Origin of the sequence: Streptomyces fagopyri (assembly GCF_009498275.1) — a bacterium.
Classification (GTDB): domain Bacteria; phylum Actinomycetota; class Actinomycetes; order Streptomycetales; family Streptomycetaceae; genus Streptomyces; species Streptomyces fagopyri.
The window spans coordinates 8,293,077-8,312,183 of record NZ_CP045643.1 but is presented as its reverse complement, the minus strand read 5'-3'; the positions used below and the strand labels follow the sequence as shown (position 1 = coordinate 8,312,183).

10 protein-coding genes are annotated in these 19,107 nt (G+C 67.8%); 2 read left to right on the top strand and 8 right to left on the bottom strand.

Going from position 1 to position 19,107, the window contains the following annotated elements; genetic code table 11:
- Positions 1 to 38: 38 nt before the first annotated feature.
- The 6 genes from GFH48_RS35945 to GFH48_RS35920 all read right to left on the bottom strand — a co-directional run bounded on the left by GFH48_RS35945 (position 39) and on the right by GFH48_RS35920 (position 15,146).
- A complete protein-coding gene (locus GFH48_RS35945) occupies positions 39 to 2,744 on the bottom strand; it encodes an FAD/NAD(P)-binding protein (protein WP_153292239.1) in 2,706 nt (901 codons plus the stop codon).
- A 76-nt stretch (positions 2,745 to 2,820) separates the two neighbouring features.
- Positions 2,821 to 3,768 (bottom strand): methionyl-tRNA formyltransferase, encoded by a 948-nt coding sequence (locus GFH48_RS35940; RefSeq protein ID WP_153292238.1) that lies wholly within the window; start codon positions 3,766 to 3,768, stop codon positions 2,821 to 2,823.
- Between the two features lie 64 nt (positions 3,769 to 3,832).
- A complete protein-coding gene (locus GFH48_RS35935; RefSeq protein ID WP_153292237.1) occupies positions 3,833 to 4,549 on the bottom strand; it encodes a sulfotransferase-like domain-containing protein in 717 nt (238 codons plus the stop codon).
- An 82-nt stretch (positions 4,550 to 4,631) separates the two neighbouring features.
- Entirely contained in the window at positions 4,632 to 11,777 is a 7,146-nt protein-coding gene (locus GFH48_RS35930) for an amino acid adenylation domain-containing protein (protein ID WP_153292236.1), read from the bottom strand.
- Positions 11,774 to 14,929: a non-ribosomal peptide synthetase gene (locus GFH48_RS35925; RefSeq protein WP_153292235.1), complete on the bottom strand. Its 3,156-nt coding sequence runs from the start codon at positions 14,927 to 14,929 to the stop codon at positions 11,774 to 11,776. Before GFH48_RS35925 ends, GFH48_RS35930 begins: the two co-directional genes overlap by 4 nt.
- Positions 14,930 to 14,966: 37 nt before the next feature.
- A complete protein-coding gene (locus GFH48_RS35920) occupies positions 14,967 to 15,146 on the bottom strand; it encodes an acyl-CoA carboxylase epsilon subunit (RefSeq protein ID WP_153292234.1) in 180 nt (59 codons plus the stop codon).
- A 503-nt stretch (positions 15,147 to 15,649) separates the two neighbouring features.
- Between GFH48_RS35920 and GFH48_RS35915 the strand changes: the two genes are divergently transcribed.
- Together GFH48_RS35915 and GFH48_RS35910 are read left to right on the top strand one after the other, a co-directional pair.
- On the top strand, positions 15,650 to 15,931 hold the full coding sequence (locus tag GFH48_RS35915; protein WP_153292233.1) for a response regulator transcription factor: 282 nt from the start codon (positions 15,650 to 15,652) through the stop codon (positions 15,929 to 15,931).
- 323 nt (positions 15,932 to 16,254) lie between these two features.
- Entirely contained in the window at positions 16,255 to 16,662 is a 408-nt protein-coding gene (locus tag GFH48_RS35910) for a hypothetical protein (RefSeq protein WP_153292232.1), read from the top strand.
- A gap of 55 nt (positions 16,663 to 16,717) precedes the next feature.
- Here the strand turns inward: GFH48_RS35910 and GFH48_RS35905 are convergent, their stop codons facing one another.
- A complete protein-coding gene (locus GFH48_RS35905) occupies positions 16,718 to 18,025 on the bottom strand; it encodes a sulfate adenylyltransferase subunit 1 (RefSeq protein ID WP_153292231.1) in 1,308 nt (435 codons plus the stop codon).
- Positions 18,025 to 18,966, bottom strand: a complete 942-nt coding sequence (gene cysD, locus GFH48_RS35900) for a sulfate adenylyltransferase subunit CysD (protein WP_153292230.1) — start codon at positions 18,964 to 18,966, stop codon at positions 18,025 to 18,027. Before cysD ends, GFH48_RS35905 begins: the two co-directional genes overlap by 1 nt.
- Between the last annotated feature and the right edge of the window lie 141 nt (positions 18,967 to 19,107).

Here is a 19,107-nt window from a genome sequence, read left to right as displayed (position 1 = left end):
GGCACGCGCACGAGTGAGTGCCGGGTGTCCCCGATCTGCTAAACGCTCGCCACCGTCGCGGCGAGCGAGCGAGGGCGCAGTGCGTCCATCAGCCGCGAACGGTCCAGTGGCGAGGGGCGGCGGTCAAGCCGAGCTTCCAGGATCCGGGCTGCTTCGAAGCCACGGTTGTCTTCCAGCAGGGCGCGGATCAGCATCTCCTCGACGACTTCGTGTTGGGCGGCGCTGCCGCCCAACACGGCGAGGTGGGGCAGTAGCCCGCGCAGGAGGGTGATGGAGGTCCTCCATCGCTGCTGTGCCATGGCCTCGAGCGCCTCGCACAGAGGCGCGATGACCTCCCGGAAGACAGGGCTGGAGTGAGCGGTGGCCTGCCGGCGCAGCCGGTCGAGTCCTCCCGGGTCCGCCCCCGCTGCCAGGGCGATCGCGCTGTGCATGGCGGCGAAGGGCGTGGGCGGACGGTCCAGCCACTCCGACGGAGCTGCGGCGAGCACCGCTTGGAGCGGAAGAGGACCGTCCCAGCGTCCGGTCACCGCACAGCGCCACAGCAGGGATGCCGAGTCGACGAGGAGACGACTGCCCGTCACTCGCGACGGGGCCAGCTGCTCGTGATACCGCCGATTGACGGCTTCACGGTCGTCGAGCATGAGTTCGTGGAGCCCCGCGTGCCAGGAAAAGTGCGCGCGGTACGCGGAGCGGGAGCCGTGCCGGCGAAGCCATGCGTCGATCCACGCGCGGCCATGCTCGTGGTGACCGGTCTCGTAGTGGACGTGGGCCAGGGCGTGGACCGCGTGGCCGGCAGCTGGTTGCGCGGCCAGTGCCCGCGTGGCCAGCTCCTCCGCCTCCAGCCACCGGCCCTGTTCTTGCCGGACGAACGCCGCCTGCCCGGTGAACCACCAGTCGTCGCCGTAGTGGGTGCGCAGGTCGTCGACGAGCTGCCAGGTCTGCTCTGCGCTGGTGACTCCGTTGAAGGAGATCGTGGGAATCGCGACGCTGACCACGAGGGCATCGCGGGGGAAGGCCGCGATGTGGCGGAGGACTGCCCGGGACCCGGTCTCCGGAGGTGCGGCGATGAGTGCGGTCACGGCCGCCACCAGGGAGCGCTCACGGTCGCCGCCTCGGTCTCGGGCCGCGGCCTGCGCGGATCGCAGGGATGCGGCCACATTGATGTCGGCGCCGCACTCGTGGCCCAGCAGGGCCTGCGCAGCGTGGGCCACGCCGAAGCCGGGGTCGACCTGGACCGCGTTCGCGAGGAGTTCGGGGGCCCCTGTGCCGCCTTGCAGGATGCGCTCCAGGCCCTGGTTGTACAGCCGAGCTGCCTCTGCGCTTGTGGTCAGAGGCAGGCCGTAGAGGTCGGACTGTCTGCTCTGCCGGCGATTCCTGGCCGGGTACAGGCCGTCGACCACCGCACGGGCCACGGCCTTGGCCTGTCCTCGTATCTCGGGTACGGCTGTACTTTCCAGCAGTGTGCCGCGACGTGGGGATCCCAGGGTCCACAACGGAGGCGGTGAGCCGGTAGCCCCGGTCAGCAGCCGTCCTTCGTCGTCGGTGGCGAAGCCGATGCCGTGCGGGCCGGGGACGGCGAGCCCCGAGGCCAGGAGTTCCGTGATCAGGGGGTCGTCGCTGTCGGATGGGCGGAGCGGCGTACTCGTACAGTTCAGCACCGCTCCGACGCGCAGGGTCCGGCCGTCGGTGAGCATGACGCGAAGGCGGCGCCCTTCGGATGTGGCGGCGGCCACCTCACCCGCGTCGGCCGTCATTTGGCCTGCGTCGAGTAGTTGTTGGAGGATCTTGGCGCTCCGGGGTGGAATGCGGTGCCGATGCACCTCCCACAGCCGTTGGTCCTCGGTGAGGAAGCGGGCCTGATCTGCGGGGTCGAGCCGCTGCCACAGCTGTGCGGTGATGGGACGCAGGCTGTCCACGCCGACGCGCCAGTCCCCGCTCTCACGTCGGCACCGCGCCAGATGTACCAGCACGTCTCTGCGAAGGGCTGCGTATCCCTGCTTCGGTTCCAGTCTTGGGGCTGGGATGGATGCCGGGGTGGACGTGTGAACCCGTGGGAGCAAGCCGTGCCGCGACACCGCACGCACGACACGACCGGGCCGGGCCAGGGTGAGCGCCATGTCCACCATGGTGAGCCCGGTGCCCACGAGCAGGATGTCATCGTCGACGGGCAGGCTGTCCAGGGCCCCCGGTGCCCATGGATCGGGCACGAATGCCTCGGCGCCGCGGAGCCCCGCCGGCGCCCAGGCTTGGGAGGGAGGGGGGTTTCCGGTGGCCAGGACGACCGCGTCGGCAGTAAGGATTCCGTCCGGTCCCAGGTCGAGCTGGAGTGCCGGCCCGCCGCGCCGGATGCCCACTGCCCTCGCGGCTCTGCGGCGGAGTCGTGCCGGGCCAGGACAGGTGGCGGCTGCCGCCAGTACGTGCGCCAGGTAGGCTCCGAACTGCGCCCGCGGTACGAATTCGGTGCTCGCGTCCTCGGGCCATCCCCGCTCCGCCAGCCAGCGTGTGAAGTGGTCCGGGTCGTCGGGGTCGGCGCTCATCCTGCCCGCGGGCACATTGAGAACGTGACGCGGATCCTCGGTTCGGTAGGCCACACCCCGCCCGGCCTCAGCGCAGGGATCGACGAGCACCACCTCCAGTGGAAGACGGCGCGCCGCGGCCGTCTTCAGCAGCCGGGCGGCGGTCAGCGTCCCCGCCGCGCCCGCGCCTACCACGGCGACGCGGCGCTTCTTGCTGATCCAGCTCATCACGACATACTCCGTCCTGACCTGATGCGGTCTTTCGTCACTGCTTTCCTGGCGGGCACTGTCGGCGACGGCGCGGCTAGGCTCGGCTGGTGACGTAGCCGCCCATCCGGGCGAAAAAGTCGACGCCCCGGTACTCCTCGCCGCTGTCGGTCCTGAGTCGGTCGATGACCAGTCCGTACTCCGTTCCCTTGCGCGCGCCCGGCCCGCAGACAACCGCGACGCCCTCGCCCTCGGGTCGGAAGACCCGGCCCGCGGTGCCGCCCAGTCGCTGGGACGAAACGGACGCGGCCAGGATGCGGATGCGCTCGCCCTTGAAGTAGGCGAAGGCATTGGGATACGGGTCCACCTGGGCGCGGACCAGGTTGACGATCTCCTGAGCTGAGCAGGTCCAGTCGATACGGCTGTCCTCGACCGACCGCTTGTGGAAGAAGGTGGCCTGGCTGGGGTCTTGCTTGGTCCAGTCCGTGCGGCCGGAGGCTATCTGGTCGACAGCCTCCAGGGTGACTGGTCCGAACAGGTCGATCGTCTTGTGGAACAGGTCGGTGACCGTGTCCTTGTCGTCGACGGGGACGCGCTTCTGGACAAGGATGTCGCCCAGGTCGAAGTGCTCGTTCATGAAGTGCGCCGTGACGCCGACCTCGGACTCGCCGTTGATCAGCGCCCAGTTCAGCGGAGCGAAGCCGCCGTAGCGGGGCAGTAGGGCGTCGTGGACGTTGATGGCGCCATGCTGGGCAAGGCTGTAGATCTCGGGCGCCACCCACGTGCGCCAGTCGGAGGAGACCAGCAGTTCGGGGCGGAGTTCGCGAAGCAGTGCGGCGACCTCGTCGTCGTTGGCGTAAGCACGCTCCAGGACGGGTATGCCGTGGCGCTCGGCGAGGGCTACAACCGAGTCGTTCCAGATCGTCTCGTAGACGTGATCGCTGGCGGGGTGGGTGATGACGAGGGGAATTTCGTGCCCGGCAGTCAGGAGCTGCTCGAGGACCCGGTGCCCCCAGGTCTGGTAGCCCATGAAAACGATGCGCATCTATCTGTCTCTTTCCAGGAGGCCGGTATTCAGCGGCGTGCGGTCGGATCGGTCGTGGAGCGCGCTACGCGTCCAGGGGCGAAGCGGTCCGAAGACGCTCGTAGAACGGCAGGTGGTGGGCGTAGTACTCAGCCAGACGCGGGTGGTTGTGCATGTCGGCGGCGTAGGTGTTGCTCCGGGCCGAGAAGCCGGTGCTTCGGACGACGTCCTGGTGCCACTTCGCCGTGCGCTCCCACTCGTTCTGCTCGCCCTCGCTCCACGACAGGGCCGCAGGGTCGTAGGGGATTCCGGTGCGCCGGCAGTAGTCCTCGACGACCGTCTCGGGGGACGCCACGAGGTCTTCTGCCTCGATGAGGACGGGCGTGCGACGAGTCCGTTGCCGGATGAGATCGAACGTCTCGTACTCATGCTCATAGCCGATCTCGCCGCAGGTCACCTCCGGATTCATGAAGTGGTGTGAGGCGATGGTGGGTTCGGGGTGGCGGACGAGGAACGTATGTGTTCCCAGCCGCGGGAGCCGCGGGTCGTCGAGGACGTCGTAGCGGTACTCGGTCACTTCCTTCACGAAGACCGGGGTGCTCTGCGCCATGGTCTGCAGCAGGTCGAGGACCTCCGCGCCGGTGGTGGCCTTTTCCCCGCCGACGTCTGCGTAGCCCTGGGCGACGATGCTGGAGAACGGCTCGTGCACGCCGACGAAGTCCCCGCGCTCCAGCATCATGCGGAAGAAGGCGGTGGAACGTGAGCGGGAGTGGGCCCAAAGGAAGAGCAGGGGATGGGACATTGCGTGACTTCTCCAGTCGGTGGATTTCACTAGATAAGGGGCACCGCAAGGGTGTGCGGCATGGCCGTCCGGCAATGTGGCTTCAGGACGTCGGGGTGGGTCCGCGCAGCGTGCGCAGTTCTTCCCGCAGGATCTTCCCGAGGAGGGGCAGTTGTTGGGGTTGCATCATGTCCTCGTGCCGGCACATGACCAGGTGATGTGTGATGTCTCCCTCGACGAAGGCCGCCCAGCGTCCAGTCCGGGAGGTGCCTTCCGGGGAACTCCCGGTGGCGGTGAACTCCAGCACGCTTCCTCGGAAGACCTCGGGAACGTGGGTACGTCGTGCGGCCCGGGCGATCCGGTAGTCCTGGCGCATCGCAAGGAGCGCGGCTACCGGTAGGTCTTGCAGGGGGTGACCCGTCGTCCTCAGGCAATCGAGGATCGTGCGGGGGAAGTCCTGGACGGCCGCTCCGGCGTCCAGGGTCACCCCGATCGACCTGGCGAGATCTGCCAGCAGCTGAGTGTCGTCGTCCGTGTCCTCGTTTCCTGGTACGGGGTGTGCGTCCAGCAGGGCGAGGAAGTCGACCTTCTCGCCCTGCCGCTGGAGCTGGACGGCCACGGTGTGAGCGATGACCCCGCCGAAGGACCAGCCGAGCAGTCGGTAGGGGCCGGACGGCTGGATGTCGCGCATCTGCCGGACGTAGTCCGCGGCTATCTCTTCGACCGTCGCCGGAACATGCTCCTCACGCGCGAGCCCACGGGCTTGAAGGCCGTAGACCCGCTGGTCCTTCGGGAGGTGGGGAAGGAGTCGGGCGTAGACCCAACTCAGACCGCCGGCGGGATGGACGCAGAAGAGTGGGGCGCCTGTCCCTCGCGCGTTGACAGGAAGTACCACGTCCAAGGCGGTGTCGGCGGTCTGTGCTCCCAGTCTTTCGGCGAGGCGGGCGGCGGTGGGTGCCTCGAACAGGGCGCGGACCGTCAGGTCGACACCCAGCACACTGCGGACTCGACTGACCAGCCGGGTGGCGGTCAGCGAGTGCCCGCCCAACTCGAAGAAGGAGTCGTCGATCCCTACCGACGCAAGGTTGAGAATGTCGGCGAACACCCCGCACAACACCTCCTCGCGGGCAGTACGCGGAGCACGAAAGGACACCGCCGCACTGAAATCCGGCACCGGCAGCGCTTTGCGGTCGACCTTGCCGTTCGGAGTCAGCGGCAGGTCATCCAGAACCACCACCGCCGACGGAACCATGTAATCCGGCAACACCCCCGCCACAAACTCCCGCACCCCACCCGAAGAAACCCCACCCACAGCCGGCACCACATAACCCACCAGCCGCTTCTCAACCCCCTCCTCCCGAACCACCGCCACCGCCTGCCCCACACCCGGACACCGCCCCAGCGCCGACTCCACCTCACCCAACTCGATCCGGAACCCCCGCACCTTCACCTGATCATCAGCACGACCCACAAACTCCAACTCACCCCCCACACCCCACCGCACCACATCCCCCGTCCGATACATCCGCTCCCCCACACCACCAAACGGACACCCCACAAAACGACCCGCGGTCAAACCCGCCCGACCCAAATAACCCCGCGCCAGACCCGCACCCGCGATGTACAACTCACCAGCAACCCCCACCGGCACCGGCCGCAACCGAGCGTCCAGGACATAGACCCGCGTGTTCCAGATCGGTGTTCCGATCGGCAGCGCTGTCCTGGCCAGGGCAGCGTCCCCGGAGCGAACCCGGTAGTGGGTCGCGACGACCGTGGATTCGGTGGGACCGTAGCCGTTGAGCATCCGGCGGCCGGTCGCCCAGGGTTCCGCCAGGGCCGGCGGGCTCGCCTCACCACCGACGGTCAGGGTCTTCAGCCCGTCGAGAGCGTCTTCGGGCAGGGTGGACAGGAGTGCGGGCGGGATGAAGGCGTGGGTGACTGATTCCTCGTGGAGGACGCGGGCCAGTCCGTCGGGGCCGGAGGTGGCCTCCTGGGAGACGACGAGTGCCGCTCCTGACAGCAGGGCGCGGAGGATTTCTCCGGACGCGGCGTCGAAGCTGAGGGAGGCTAGCTGCAGGACGCGGCTGTGCGCGTCGACGGCCAGCCGCTCGCGCTGGGCTGCCACCAGACTTGGGATGCCTGTGTGGGTGACCAGGACGCCTTTGGGGCGGCCGGTGGAGCCGGACGTGTAGATCACATACGCCGGATGCGCCGCGTCCAGCGGCGCCAACCGCTCCGCATCACTGAGATCCGCATCCGAATACCCCGCCAACGCCTCCACCGTACGCGCATCGTCCAACACCACACACGACACATCCGACGGCAACGACGCCACCACCCCACCCGTCGTCACCACACACGACGGACCCGCATCACCCACCATGAACCCGATCCGCTCCACCGGATACTCCGGATCCACCGGCAAATACGCCGCACCCGTCTTCGCCACCGCCAACAGCGCCACCACCATCTCCACCGAACGCGGCACCGCCAACGCGACCACCCCCTCCGGCCCCGCACCCCCCTCCACCAGCAAACGCGCCAACCGATTCGCCCGCGCATTCACCTCCCCATACGACACACCCACACCCTCGAACACCACAGCCGTCCGATCCGCGCACTCCCCCACCCGCGCCTCGAACAACCCCGACAACACCCCGCCCCCCACCTCAACCCCCGTGTCATTCCACTCCACCAACACCCGCCGACGCTCCTCCGCCGACAACAACTCCACCCCAGACACCCGCACACCCGGATCAGCCACCACCGCCTCCAACACCCGCACCAACCGCTCCACCACCAACCCCACCGACTCACCGTCAAACAACTCGACCGCGTACTGGAGGACACCGTCGATGCCACCGGGCCGGCCATCGGGAGTGTGGTGCTCAAGGAGGTTCAGAGCCAGGTCGAACTTGGCGACGCCGGTTTTCACCGGGTATCCGGTGACAGTTGTCCCGGTCAGGTCCAGGCGGGTCTCAACGGTGTTGTCGAGGGCGAGCATTACCTGGAAAAGGGGGTGGCAGGAGGTGGAACGGTGCGGGTTCAGAAGATCGACGAGACGGTCGAAGGGCAGGTCCTGGTGAGCGTGGGCGGACAGATTCGTCTCGCGTACCTGTGCCAGCAGGTCGCGGAAGGTGGGGTCGCCGGACAGGTCGGTGCGCAGGACCAACATGTTGACGAAGAACCCGACGAGGTCGTCCAGTTGCTCGTCCGTGCGGCCCGCCACCGGCGTGCCGATGGGAACGTCGGTGCCCGCGCCGAGCCGGGACAGCACGCAGGCGAACGCGGCCTGGAACACCATGAACACACTGACCTGATGGTCGTGCGCGAGTGTCGTCAGGGCGTGGTGGAGTTCCGCGCCGATCGCAACCTCGACTCCGTCTCCTCTGTGGGAGGGACGCGGCGAGCGGGGCCGGTCCAGCGGAAGGTTGAGTTCTTCGGGAAGGCCGGCCAAGGCGGTGCGCCAGTAGGCGGCCTGGGTGTTGATGAGGCTGTCGGGAGCGGACTCCGAGCCGAGGAGTTCGGTCTGCCACAAGGCGTAATCGGCGTACTGCACCGGCAGCGGCTCCCACGACGGCGCCCGGCCCGCGCACCGCGCCTCGTACGCCACCGACAGATCCCGCCACAACGGCCCCATCGACCACCCGTCGCACGCGATGTGATGCACCACCAGCACCAGCACCCACTCATCCGGAGCGAGGACGAACAACTCGCCACGCAACGGCAGATCGACAGCCAGATCGAAGGGGCGCTGTGCGGCGGCGGCAACGGCTGACGGCAGCTCCTGTGGTGTCACCGGGGTGACCATCAGGTCCGGATGTGCTTCGCCGGGCTCCCGGATCAGTTGGTTCGGTGTTCCGTTCGTCTGGGGGAAGACGGTGCGCAGACTCTCGTGGCGGGCGACGACGTCCGCCAGGGCTTCCCGTAGGGCTTGGGTGTCGGGTTCCGTGGACAGGCGGAACGCGAAGGGCATGGTGTAGAAGGGGCTCGAACCCTCCATTTGATCGATGAACCACAGGCGCTGCTGGGCTGGTGACAGGGGTACCGGGTGGGGTCGTTGGGTGGGGACGAGAGCGGGGCGGACCGACGCTGTGGGTTCCTGCTCGTCCGCCTCGGCCAGTTTTTCGGCGAGGCGGGCGGCGGTGGGTGCCTCGAACAGGGCGCGGACCGTCAGGTCGACACCCAGCACACTGCGGACTCGACTGACCAGCCGGGTGGCGGTCAGCGAGTGCCCGCCCAACTCGAAGAAGGAGTCGTCGATCCCTACCGACGCAAGGTTGAGAATGTCGGCGAACACCCCGCACAACACCTCCTCGCGGGCAGTACGCGGAGCACGAAAGGACACCGCCGCACTGAAATCCGGCACCGGCAGCGCTTTGCGGTCGACCTTGCCGTTCGGAGTCAGCGGCAGGTCATCCAGAACCACCACCGCCGACGGAACCATGTAATCCGGCAACACCCCCGCCACAAACTCCCGCACCCCACCCGAAGAAACCCCACCCACAGCCGGCACCACATAACCCACCAGCCGCTTCTCAACCCCCTCCTCCCGAACCACCGCCACCGCCTGCCCCACACCCGGACACCGCCCCAGCGCCGACTCCACCTCACCCAACTCGATCCGGAACCCCCGCACCTTCACCTGATCATCAGCACGACCCACAAACTCCAACTCACCCCCCACACCCCACCGCACCACATCCCCCGTCCGATACATCCGCTCCCCCACACCACCAAACGGACACCCCACAAAACGACCCGCAGTCAAACCCGCCCGACCCAAATAACCCCGCGCCAACTGGTCGCCGGCGATGTACAGCTCGCCCGCCGCGCCCGGCGGCACCGGGTTGAGGTGGTGGTCGAGGACGTACACGCGGGTGTTGAAGACGGGGGTGCCGATCGAGATGACGTCTGCCTCGATGTCCAGGTCCCATGCGGTGATCTGGATGGTGGCCTCGGTGGGCCCGTACATGTTGACCAAAAGAGTGTCCGCGGCGTCGCGGAATTCCCGGCCGAGCCCCTCGGGCAGCGCCTCGCCACCGCAGACGACCAGGCGCAGGCTGTCGCAGTCGGAGAGGTTCGTGTCCTGCATGAAGGCCTGGAGCATCGACGGAACGAACTGCACCATGGTGACGCGCTCTCGGCGGATCAGCTCGCCAAGGTACGCCGGGTCGCGGTGGCCGCCGGGCTGGGCGACCACGAGCGTCGCGCCGTACAGGAGCGGCCAGAAGTACTCCCATACCGAGACGTCGAAGCCTGAGGGGGTCTTCTGCAGCATGCGGTCGTCCGTGGAGATCCGGAATCGGTGCTGCATCCAGGCGATGCAGTTGACCACCGCGGAGTGCGGGATCTGGACGCCTTTGGGGCGGCCGGTGGAGCCGGACGTGTAGATCACATACGCCGGATGCGCCGCGTCCAGCGGCGCCAACCGCTCCGCATCACTGAGATCCGCATCCGAATACCCCGCCAACGCCTCCACCGTACGCGCATCGTCCAACACCACACACGACACATCCGACGGCAACGACGCCACCACCCCACCCGTCGTCACCACACACGACGGACCCGCATCACCCACCATGAACCCGATCCGCTCCACCGGATACTCCGGATCCACCGGCAAATACGCCGCACCCGTCTTCGCCACCGCCAACAGCGCCACCACCATCTCCACCGAACGCGGCACCGCCAACGCGACCACCCCCTCCGGCCCCGCACCCCCCTCCACCAGCAAACGCGCCAACCGATTCGCCCGCGCATTCACCTCCCCATACGACACACCCACACCCTCGAACACCACAGCCGTCCGATCCGCGCACTCCCCCACCCGCGCCTCGAACAACCCCGACAACACCCCGCCCCCCACCTCAACCCCCGTGTCATTCCACTCCACCAACACCCGCCGACGCTCCTCCGCCGACAACAACTCCACCCCAGACACCCGCACACCCGGATCAGCCACCACCGCCTCCAACACCCGCACCAACCGCTCCACCACCAACCCCACCGACTCACCGTCAAACAACTCGACCGCGTGCACGAGCCTGCCTTCCAAGCCCGCCGGCTCGCCGTTCGGACCGAACCGCTCGCGGAACTCGAAGTCGAGGTCGAACTTGGCGGCAGGGAGGGGCTCGGGGAGGGGCGTGGCCTGGATTCCGGGCAGCTGAAGGCTGCTGTCGTCGGTGTTCTGGACGGCTACCATGACCTGAAACAGCGGGTGTCGGGCCATGGAGCGGGCGGGGGCCAGCTCCTCCACCAGTCGCTCGAAGGGCACGTCCTGGTGTTCGAAGGCGGTCAGGCATGTCTCCCTGACCCGGTCCAGTAGTTCGGTGAACGTGGGGTCGCCGGACAGGTCGGTACGCAGGACGAGTGTGTTGACGAAGAAGCCGACGAGGTCGTCCAGTTGCTCGTCCGTGCGGCCCGCCACCGGCGTGCCGATGGGAACGTCGGTGCCCGCGCCGAGCCGGGACAGCACTACCGCCACGGCGGTCTGGAGCAGCATGAACATGGTCACGCCGCGCTGCCGGGCCAGTCGAGCCAGTCCTGCGTGCGTCGCAGCGGATATGACCACCGGGGTCCGGCTGCCGCGGTGACTGGCCGTCGCGGGGCGGGGCCGGTCCAGGGGGAGGGCGAGTTCTTCGGGAAGACCAGCGAGGGCACCGCGCCAGTAGGCCAGCTGGCCGGCCAGGATGCTGCCAGGGTTGCCCGCTTCGCCGAGGAGTTCGGTCTGCCACAAGGCGTAATCGGCGTACTGCACCGGCAGCGGCTCCCACGACGGCGCCCGGCCCGCGCACCGCGCCTCGTACGCCACCGACAGATCCCGCCACAACGGCCCCATCGACCACCCGTCGCACGCGATGTGATGCACCACCAGCACCAGCACCCACTCATCCGGAGCGACGGCGAACAACTCGCCACGCAACGGCAGATCGACAGCCAGATCGAAGCCCGTGCCGATCACCTCGGTCATACGGCCGTTCAGTTCGGCCTCGGTGGTCTCGGTCACCTGGAGCAGAGGACGGGCGCTCCCGGCGGGCAGGATGTCCTGAACGGGCTCCCCGTCGACGTCGGTTATCCGCGTTCGCAGGCTCTCGTGGCGGGCGGTCAGATCCGCCAGCGCGTCACGCAGCGCGTCCTCGTCGAGTGTCCCGGACAGCCGGAACGCCAGGGGAAGGTTGTAGGTGGATCCGCCCTCGATCTGGTTCAGGAACCACAGGCGGCGCTGGGCGAACGAGGCGGGCATCATGACAACTCCTGGGATCGCGGCGTACGGCGGAGGGCAGGGCGGGACGCGGCGGCGGGACCGAGCCTGCTGGTGATCCCCGACACGGTCGGTGCGTCGAAGAGGGCGCGGATGGAAAGCTCGGCGCCCAGAGTGGAACGGATCCTGCTGATCAGGCGGGTGGCGGTCAGGGAGTGGCCGCCCAGCTCGAAGAAGGAGTCGTCGATCCCTACCGAGGAGACGTTGAGGACCTCGGCGAACAGTGCGCAGAGAATCTCTTCCCTGGGCGTTCTCGGTCGGCGGCCCCCTGCGGCGCCTTCGGCCGGCAGGGGTGCGGGGAGCGCTTTGCGGTCGACCTTGCCGTTCGGAGTCAGCGGCAGGTCATCCAGAACCACCACCGCCGACGGAACCATGTAATCCGGCAACACCCCCGCCACAAACTCCCGCACCCCACCCGAAGAAACCCCACCCACAGCCGGCACCACATAACCCACCAGCCGCTTCTCAACCCCCTCCCCCCGAACCACCGCCACCGCCTGCCCCACACCCGGACACCGCCCCAGCGCCGACTCCACCTCACCCAACTCGATCCGGAACCCCCGCACCTTCACCTGATCATCAGCACGACCCACAAACTCCAACTCACCCCCCACACCCCACCGCACCACATCCCCCGTCCGATACATCCGCTCCCCCACACCACCAAACGGACACCCCACAAAACGACCCGCAGTCAAACCCGCCCGACCCAAATAACCCCGCGCCAGACCCGCACCCGCGATGTACAACTCACCAGCAACCCCCACCGGCACCGGCCGCAACCGAGCGTCCAGGACATAGACCCGCGTGTTGTCCATGGGGTGACCGATGGGGACTCCGGCATCAGGGGCATCGCCCTGCTTCATGGGAAAGCACGTGGCGAAAAGTGTGGTTTCTGTGGGTCCGTACACGTCTACGACCTTCAGGTGCGGATGCCGGTCGAGGAGTGCGCGTACGGCCACTGGAGACACCACGTCCCCTCCGGTCCAGACCTCGCTGACTCCCGCCAGGAAGTCGGTGTCCTCCTCAGCGATCCGGCTGAAGAGCCCAGCCGTGAACAGCACGCCGGTGACGCCTCCCTCCGTCATCGTGCGGCGCAGTGAGGCCAGATCGAATTCGCCGGGTGGCAAGCCCACGATGCGGCCTCCGCCGAGGAGCGGCACCCAGATCTCGTAGGTGGAGGAGTCGAACGCGTGCGGCGCGTGCATCAGGACCCGTTTGTGGGCGCCACCGCGCCATCGGTGATCGGTAGCGAGACACACCACGTCCTCATGTGTCACGGCCACCCCCTTCGGCTTGCCGGTGGATCCGGAGGTGTACATCACATAGGCGAGCTGGTCCGGGTGCACGGTGAGGGCCGGGTCGTGTTCAGGCTCGGCGGCGAGATCCGCGTCGTCGATGACAATGACCCGGGCGTCGTGGGTGAACTCCCGCTGGGCCATTGCGCGGTCGGTGATCAGCACGGTGGCCCTGCTGTCGGACATCACCCACGCCAAGCGTTCGGCTGGGTAGCCGGCGTGGAGCGGCAGGTAGGCCGCGCCGGCCTTCAGTACGGCGAGCGTGGCCACCACCAATTCCACGGAGCGTTCGAGGAAGAGCGCGACGGGTGTGTCCGGGGCGACACCCAGTCCGATGAGACGGTGCGCGAGCCGGTTGGCGCGGGCGTCGAGCTCTGCGTAGGTGACGTGGACGCTGCCGAAAGCGACGGCGGTCGCGTCCGGCGTGCCCTCGACGCGGGCGCGGAAGAGTTCCGGCAGCGACCCACGGAGCACCTCGGCGGAGGTGTCGTTCCAGTCGGTCAGCATCGTGTGGCGTTCCGCGTCGGGAAGCACGTCCAGATCAGCGATGAGGTCTGCCGCCCCGGCCTCCAGGAGCCACTCGATGGCCGTCACGATCCGGTTCAGGTGGGTGTCGACCTGCTCCTGCGTGTACAGGGCGGGGTTGGCGTCGGCGTGGACGGCCAAACCAGTGGCGTCGTTCCAGTCGCAGACGGTGAGCGAGAAGTCCTCGACGCTGGCGTTCGACACCGTGTGCACCGAGGCATGGTGGTCGGCGAACCTCACAGCGTCGAACTTTCGGATGTTGATGAAGGCGCCGTAGAGGTTGGCCGCGCCGCCCACGGCCTTGAGGTCGCGGCGCAGGTCCTCGTAGCGGTACTGCTGGTGCCGAAGGGCATGTCCGACCTGGTCCGACACCTGTCGGACCAGGTCCATGACGCTTGTACCGGAAGGGACCTGCAGGACGAGTGGTACGACGTTGACGACGCTCCCCAGTGACCGCCGGGACTGTGGGGTCTGCCGTCCGGTTACGGGCAGGCCGAGGACGACCTGTTCCGTACCGGTTGTCCGGTGGACGTATGCGGCCAGGGCGGCGATGAGAAGCGCGGACCGGCGGACTCCGAGGGCGCGCGCGGCATCGTTGAGACGTGTCACACCTGCCGGGGGCAGGCTCGTCCCGTGGTGCAGGAAGGTTGGGCTGGGTCCTGTCGCCGGCTTGCCGGACAGGCCGGACGGGGCGGTGCCCCGCGGAAAGGTGTCGAGCCAGTACGCGCGGTCCTCCTCGAACTGCGGGGAGGCTCGGTATTCCGCCTCCTCGGCCACCAGAGTCTCCAGCTTCCCGAAGTCGCCGGCGGGCTGCGGGCTGTTCTCGGCCAGAGCGGTGTAGATGCGACCCACCCTGTCTCTGAAGAAGGAGATCGAGAATCCGTCCATGGCCATGTGGTGGAAGCGCTGGTACCAGAAGTAGCGTGCGTCCTCGACTCGCAGCAGGGCGAAGGCGAACAGTGGCGACTGGCAGACGTCGACCGGCCGGTCCCACTCCGTGCGCATCCAGGCGTGCGCGGCCGCCTGCGGGTCCTGGCGGTCACGCAGGTCCACGAAGGGAACGTCGAAGGGCATGCGCTCCGCGACGTACTGCTCGACTCCGGACGCGCGCTCGATGATCCGCACACGCATCGCATCGATCTCGTCGACCGCCGTGCGGCAGGCGGTCTCCAGTAGGCCGCGGTTCACCCGCCCGCGGATGTCGATGTATTCGGCGATGTTGTCGTTGCGCTTCTCCGCGCCGAACTTCTGTGCGTACCAGAAGCCGAGCTGCGCGGCAGACAGGCCGAAACGGTGACCGGGTGAGTCGCTCATGGAGTACCTCCTGGTGATGCTGCTGCGCGTTGTGTCGTTACTGGTGGCGTTCGGTGGCAACAGCGACCGTCGCTCCTGCCGCGGCGAAGGCGCTCACGATGGCTGCCAGATCCTCGTCCGTGGCGTTCCCTCGGACCACGCGGACCAGCGGCCGATCGTCGCCCTGCGGAGCGATGCCGAAAGCGCCGCCATCGGGCTCCTGGGACGGATTGACCATGCTTCACACCTCTTTCGCGATGTGGCCCCTGTCGCGGCGGCTGACGGCCACCGGGCGACCGATGGGATCCCGTGGGTCTGCACGACAGGGGTGGGCCCCGGCTCCCCGGGCAGGGAAGGCGATCCTCCCGACGCCGCACATGCTGTCGTGGCCGTGGCGGCCGTCCCAGTCACGGGTTTCCGGTACCGGATTCCCCGACAGAGGCGCCCGGCCGCAAGCCGGCGTGTCGACCGGCGTCAGCGCGGCGGTCGGAAATAGCAGCTTTCGCCTTGTGTCACCCTCTTTCTTCTCAGTTCGTCTTGTGGACAGACAGTTTGCTGAGCGGTACCGCTCCTGGCATCAGGCACGGAGTACGGAGAGGCTCTGAGGGCAGGCCGAGTTCGCGATCCGCGCTCCGTCGGCAGCCAGGGCCGCTCCGGAGCGGGCCAACCGTCACAGGTGCGACACCTACGGCGTCCTCCAACTCTTACTGCCAGGCTTCGACGGGAAGATGTGAACACCAGATGACCAACTCCGACCTGATGTCACCTGCCACACTCAGTCTTCGTGAACGTGAGGTGCTCACCCACCTGGCGACCGGTCAGACACATGCGGCCATCGCTCGGTGTATGCGGCTCAGCCCCCACACCGTTGACACCTATCTGCGCAGGATCCGGGCGAAGACCGGGGCGACCAACAGGGTGCAGCTGCTGCTGTACGCGCTCTCGATTTCTTCCGCGCAGACCGTGGGAACGACCGAGGATCGCAGGGCCACCCGCCAGGTGAGCGGGGCGGTCACACGCTGAACCTCTGCGGAGCGACAGCACCTTGAGGTTTCGAAATCGAGCGGGCGCGGCTGGGTCGCCGCCCGCTCGATGCCGTTTGCGATGTTATGTCCAGACCCTCGCGAAGGGCACGTGGTCTGCGGTTCCGGCCCGTCCCCGAGTCATCGAACGGGCGAGAGAGGGCCACATGAACCTCCCGGAACAGACCGTGTCCGGGGCCGAACAAAGGAGATCGAGTGTCTGTCCACGACAAACCGCCCGACGAGGAGTGGAGGTTTTTACGCGACATCGCACTGTGCGTCTCCACCCACCGGGGTATGGGGCCGGCTCTCGTCTGGCCGGAGATGAGCGATACCGTACTGCGCGGTATCGCCGAGGCGGACCACCCGGAGGAGGCGCCGCCTCCCGCCCTCCGTACCGCCTCCGAGATGGCACAGGAAGTGGCACGTCGGCTCGGTACTGTGCTGGGCGAGCCCGTCGGTGCCCACGTGTGGCACCTGGCCGTCGGGTATGAAACCCCGGAGACCTGGCCGGGACGGGACATGGTTCTCCTGCCCGTCCGAGGCGGGTGCGAGTGCCGGGCCCAGCCCGTGCCGCAGCAGGAAGGCGGAGCGGTGTTCGGCACACCGGTCAGGCTCCGGTTGCGCCTGGGCGAAGCCCTCTATCTGCCTGCCCACTTCTGCTACACCCTCGCAGAGGTGCACGCTCCGTGCATCGTGATCCAGTTGGTGTTCAGCGGCACGGTGTCGTGAGAGCAGGACACGTCCGCGGGAAGACAGCCACCCGCGGACGTGTTCCGTCATGGCCTCAGGCGACGCCGAAGGGCTCCCCCACCATGCCCGCGGTCAGCGTCGCTCCGTCCGTGGGGTCGAGCAGGAGAAACGATCCGGTCTCGCGGTTGCACTCGTACGGATCCAGGGCCAAGGGCTCGGCGGTGTGCAGTACCACCCGGCCGATGTCGTTGACTGCGAGCCCGTCGGGAGCAGCATGCCGTTCCCGACGATCGGTGTCGAGACGATAAGGGATCTCCACGACGCGTGCTCGCACCGTACGAGTGGTATGCCGCAGCAACACGGGGTCACCCACACGCAGAGGACGCTCGCGGAGGTGGCAGACCGTGGCCCGGACATCCGTGACGGGGGCGGGCGGCCGGCCGGTGGCGATCAGATCCCCCCTGGAGACATCGATGTCGTCAGCGAGCCTGACGGTTACGGACTGCGGCGCACACGCCTTTTGCGCGGGCTCACCGAGGATGTCGATGGCCGCCACAGTGGAGACGAGACCGGAGGGCAAAACAGTGACCCTGTCACCGGTACGCAGCACACCAGAGGCCAGACGTCCCGCGTATCCGCGGTAGTCGCGATACTCCGCCCCCGGCGGTCGGATCACGTACTGCACGGGTAGGCGCACCGGCCGCCGGCGGACGGTGTCTCCGACGGGCACGGTCTCGAGGTACTCCAAGAGAGTGGGCCCGGTGTACCAGGTCATGGTCCGTGAAGCATGCACGACGTTGTCGCCCGCCAGGGCAGAGAGGGGTATGGCGGTGACCGCCCGGAGCCCCAGGGACGCCGCGCACGCGTCGAACTCCTTCGTCACGGCGCCGAAGACGGACTCAGCATATCCAGCGAGGTCCATCTTGTTCACAGCCAGCACCACGTGAGGGACGCCCAGGAGCGCGGCCACGGCAGCGTGGCGGCGGGTCTGTTCGACGACGCCGTGGCGTGCGTCGACGAGTATGACCGCGACGTCGGCAGTGGAGGCACCGGTCGCCATGTTGCGGGTGTACTGCACATGGCCAGGGGTGTCGGCGAGGATGAACCGGCGGCGGGGCGTGGCGAAGTACCGGTAGGCCACGTCGATCGTGATGCCCTGCTCCCGTTCGGCGCGCAGACCGTCGGTCAGCAGGGCCAGGTCGAGGGTATCGGAGCCCCGCCGCCGAGAGGCCGCGGTGACAGACTCCAGTTGGTCGCGGAGAATCGACTTGGAGTCGTGCAACAGCCGTCCCACAAGGGTCGACTTACCATCGTCGACCGAACCCGCCGTGGCAAATCGCAACAGGGCGGGGTCGATTGCGCCGCCGGAGAGGCTCTGCGTGGCTGAAGTGTGTGTCGTCATCAGAAGTACCCCTCACGCTTGCGGTCTTCCATGGCTGCATCGGAGAGCCGGTCGTCGGCGCGAGTGGCCCCCCGCTCGCTCATCCGGCTCGCGGTGACCTCCGCGATGACCTCGGCCACGGTTGCGGCGGCAGAGTCAATGGCACCCGTGCAGGACATGTCGCCGACAGTCCGGTAGCGGACCAGGCGTCGTTGGACGGTCTCGCCGTCGCGGGCGCGGCCCCATGCGCCGGGAGTGAACCACATGCCGGACCGTAGGAAGACGTCTCGTTCATGGGCGAAGTAGATTCCCGGCAGGCCGATTTGTTCCCGCTCGATGTACTGCCACACGTCGAGTTCGGTCCAGTTCGACAGGGGGAAGACCCGTACATGCTCACCCGGTGCGTGCCGGCCGTTGTAGAGGGACCACAGCTCGGGACGCTGGCGGCGCGGATCCCACTGGGAAAACTCGTCGCGCAGCGAGAAGACGCGCTCCTTCGCCCGAGCCTTGTCCTCGTCGCGCCGGCCGCCGCCCAGCACCGCGTCGAAGCCCCCGTCGCGAAGGGCATCGGTCAGGGGCAGCGTCTGCAGGGGGTTGCGGGTACCGTCGCGGCGTTCGCGCAGCTGACCACTGTCGATGTACTCCTGGACGGAGGCGACCAGCAGTCGCAGCCCGTGCTCCGCGACCACCTGGTCACGATGGGCCATCACCTCGGGGAAGTTGTGCCCGGTGTCCACGTGCAGCAGAGCAAAGGGCAACGGAGCGGGCCAGAAGGACTTGAGTGCGAGATGCAGCATGACCAACGAGTCCTTGCCGCCTGAAAAGAGCAGAACCGGGTGCTCGAACTGGCCCGCCACCTCACGCAGGATGTGTGCCGACTCGGACTCCAAGGCGTCCAGGTGGCAAATGTCCCGGTACATGTCCGCTCCCGCGAGGAGAGCGCCGTGAGCCAGCGTTGTCATACCCCGCTCCCCATCGCAGCCGCCCCGGGGACGGCGGGCGCACACGAAGATCCACACTGCTTTATCTTTGAATTGCCTTGCGGACCGCCCCAGGACGCTCCGTCGATCAGAACACGCCGAGAATCCCTCAGGTGAATAGCA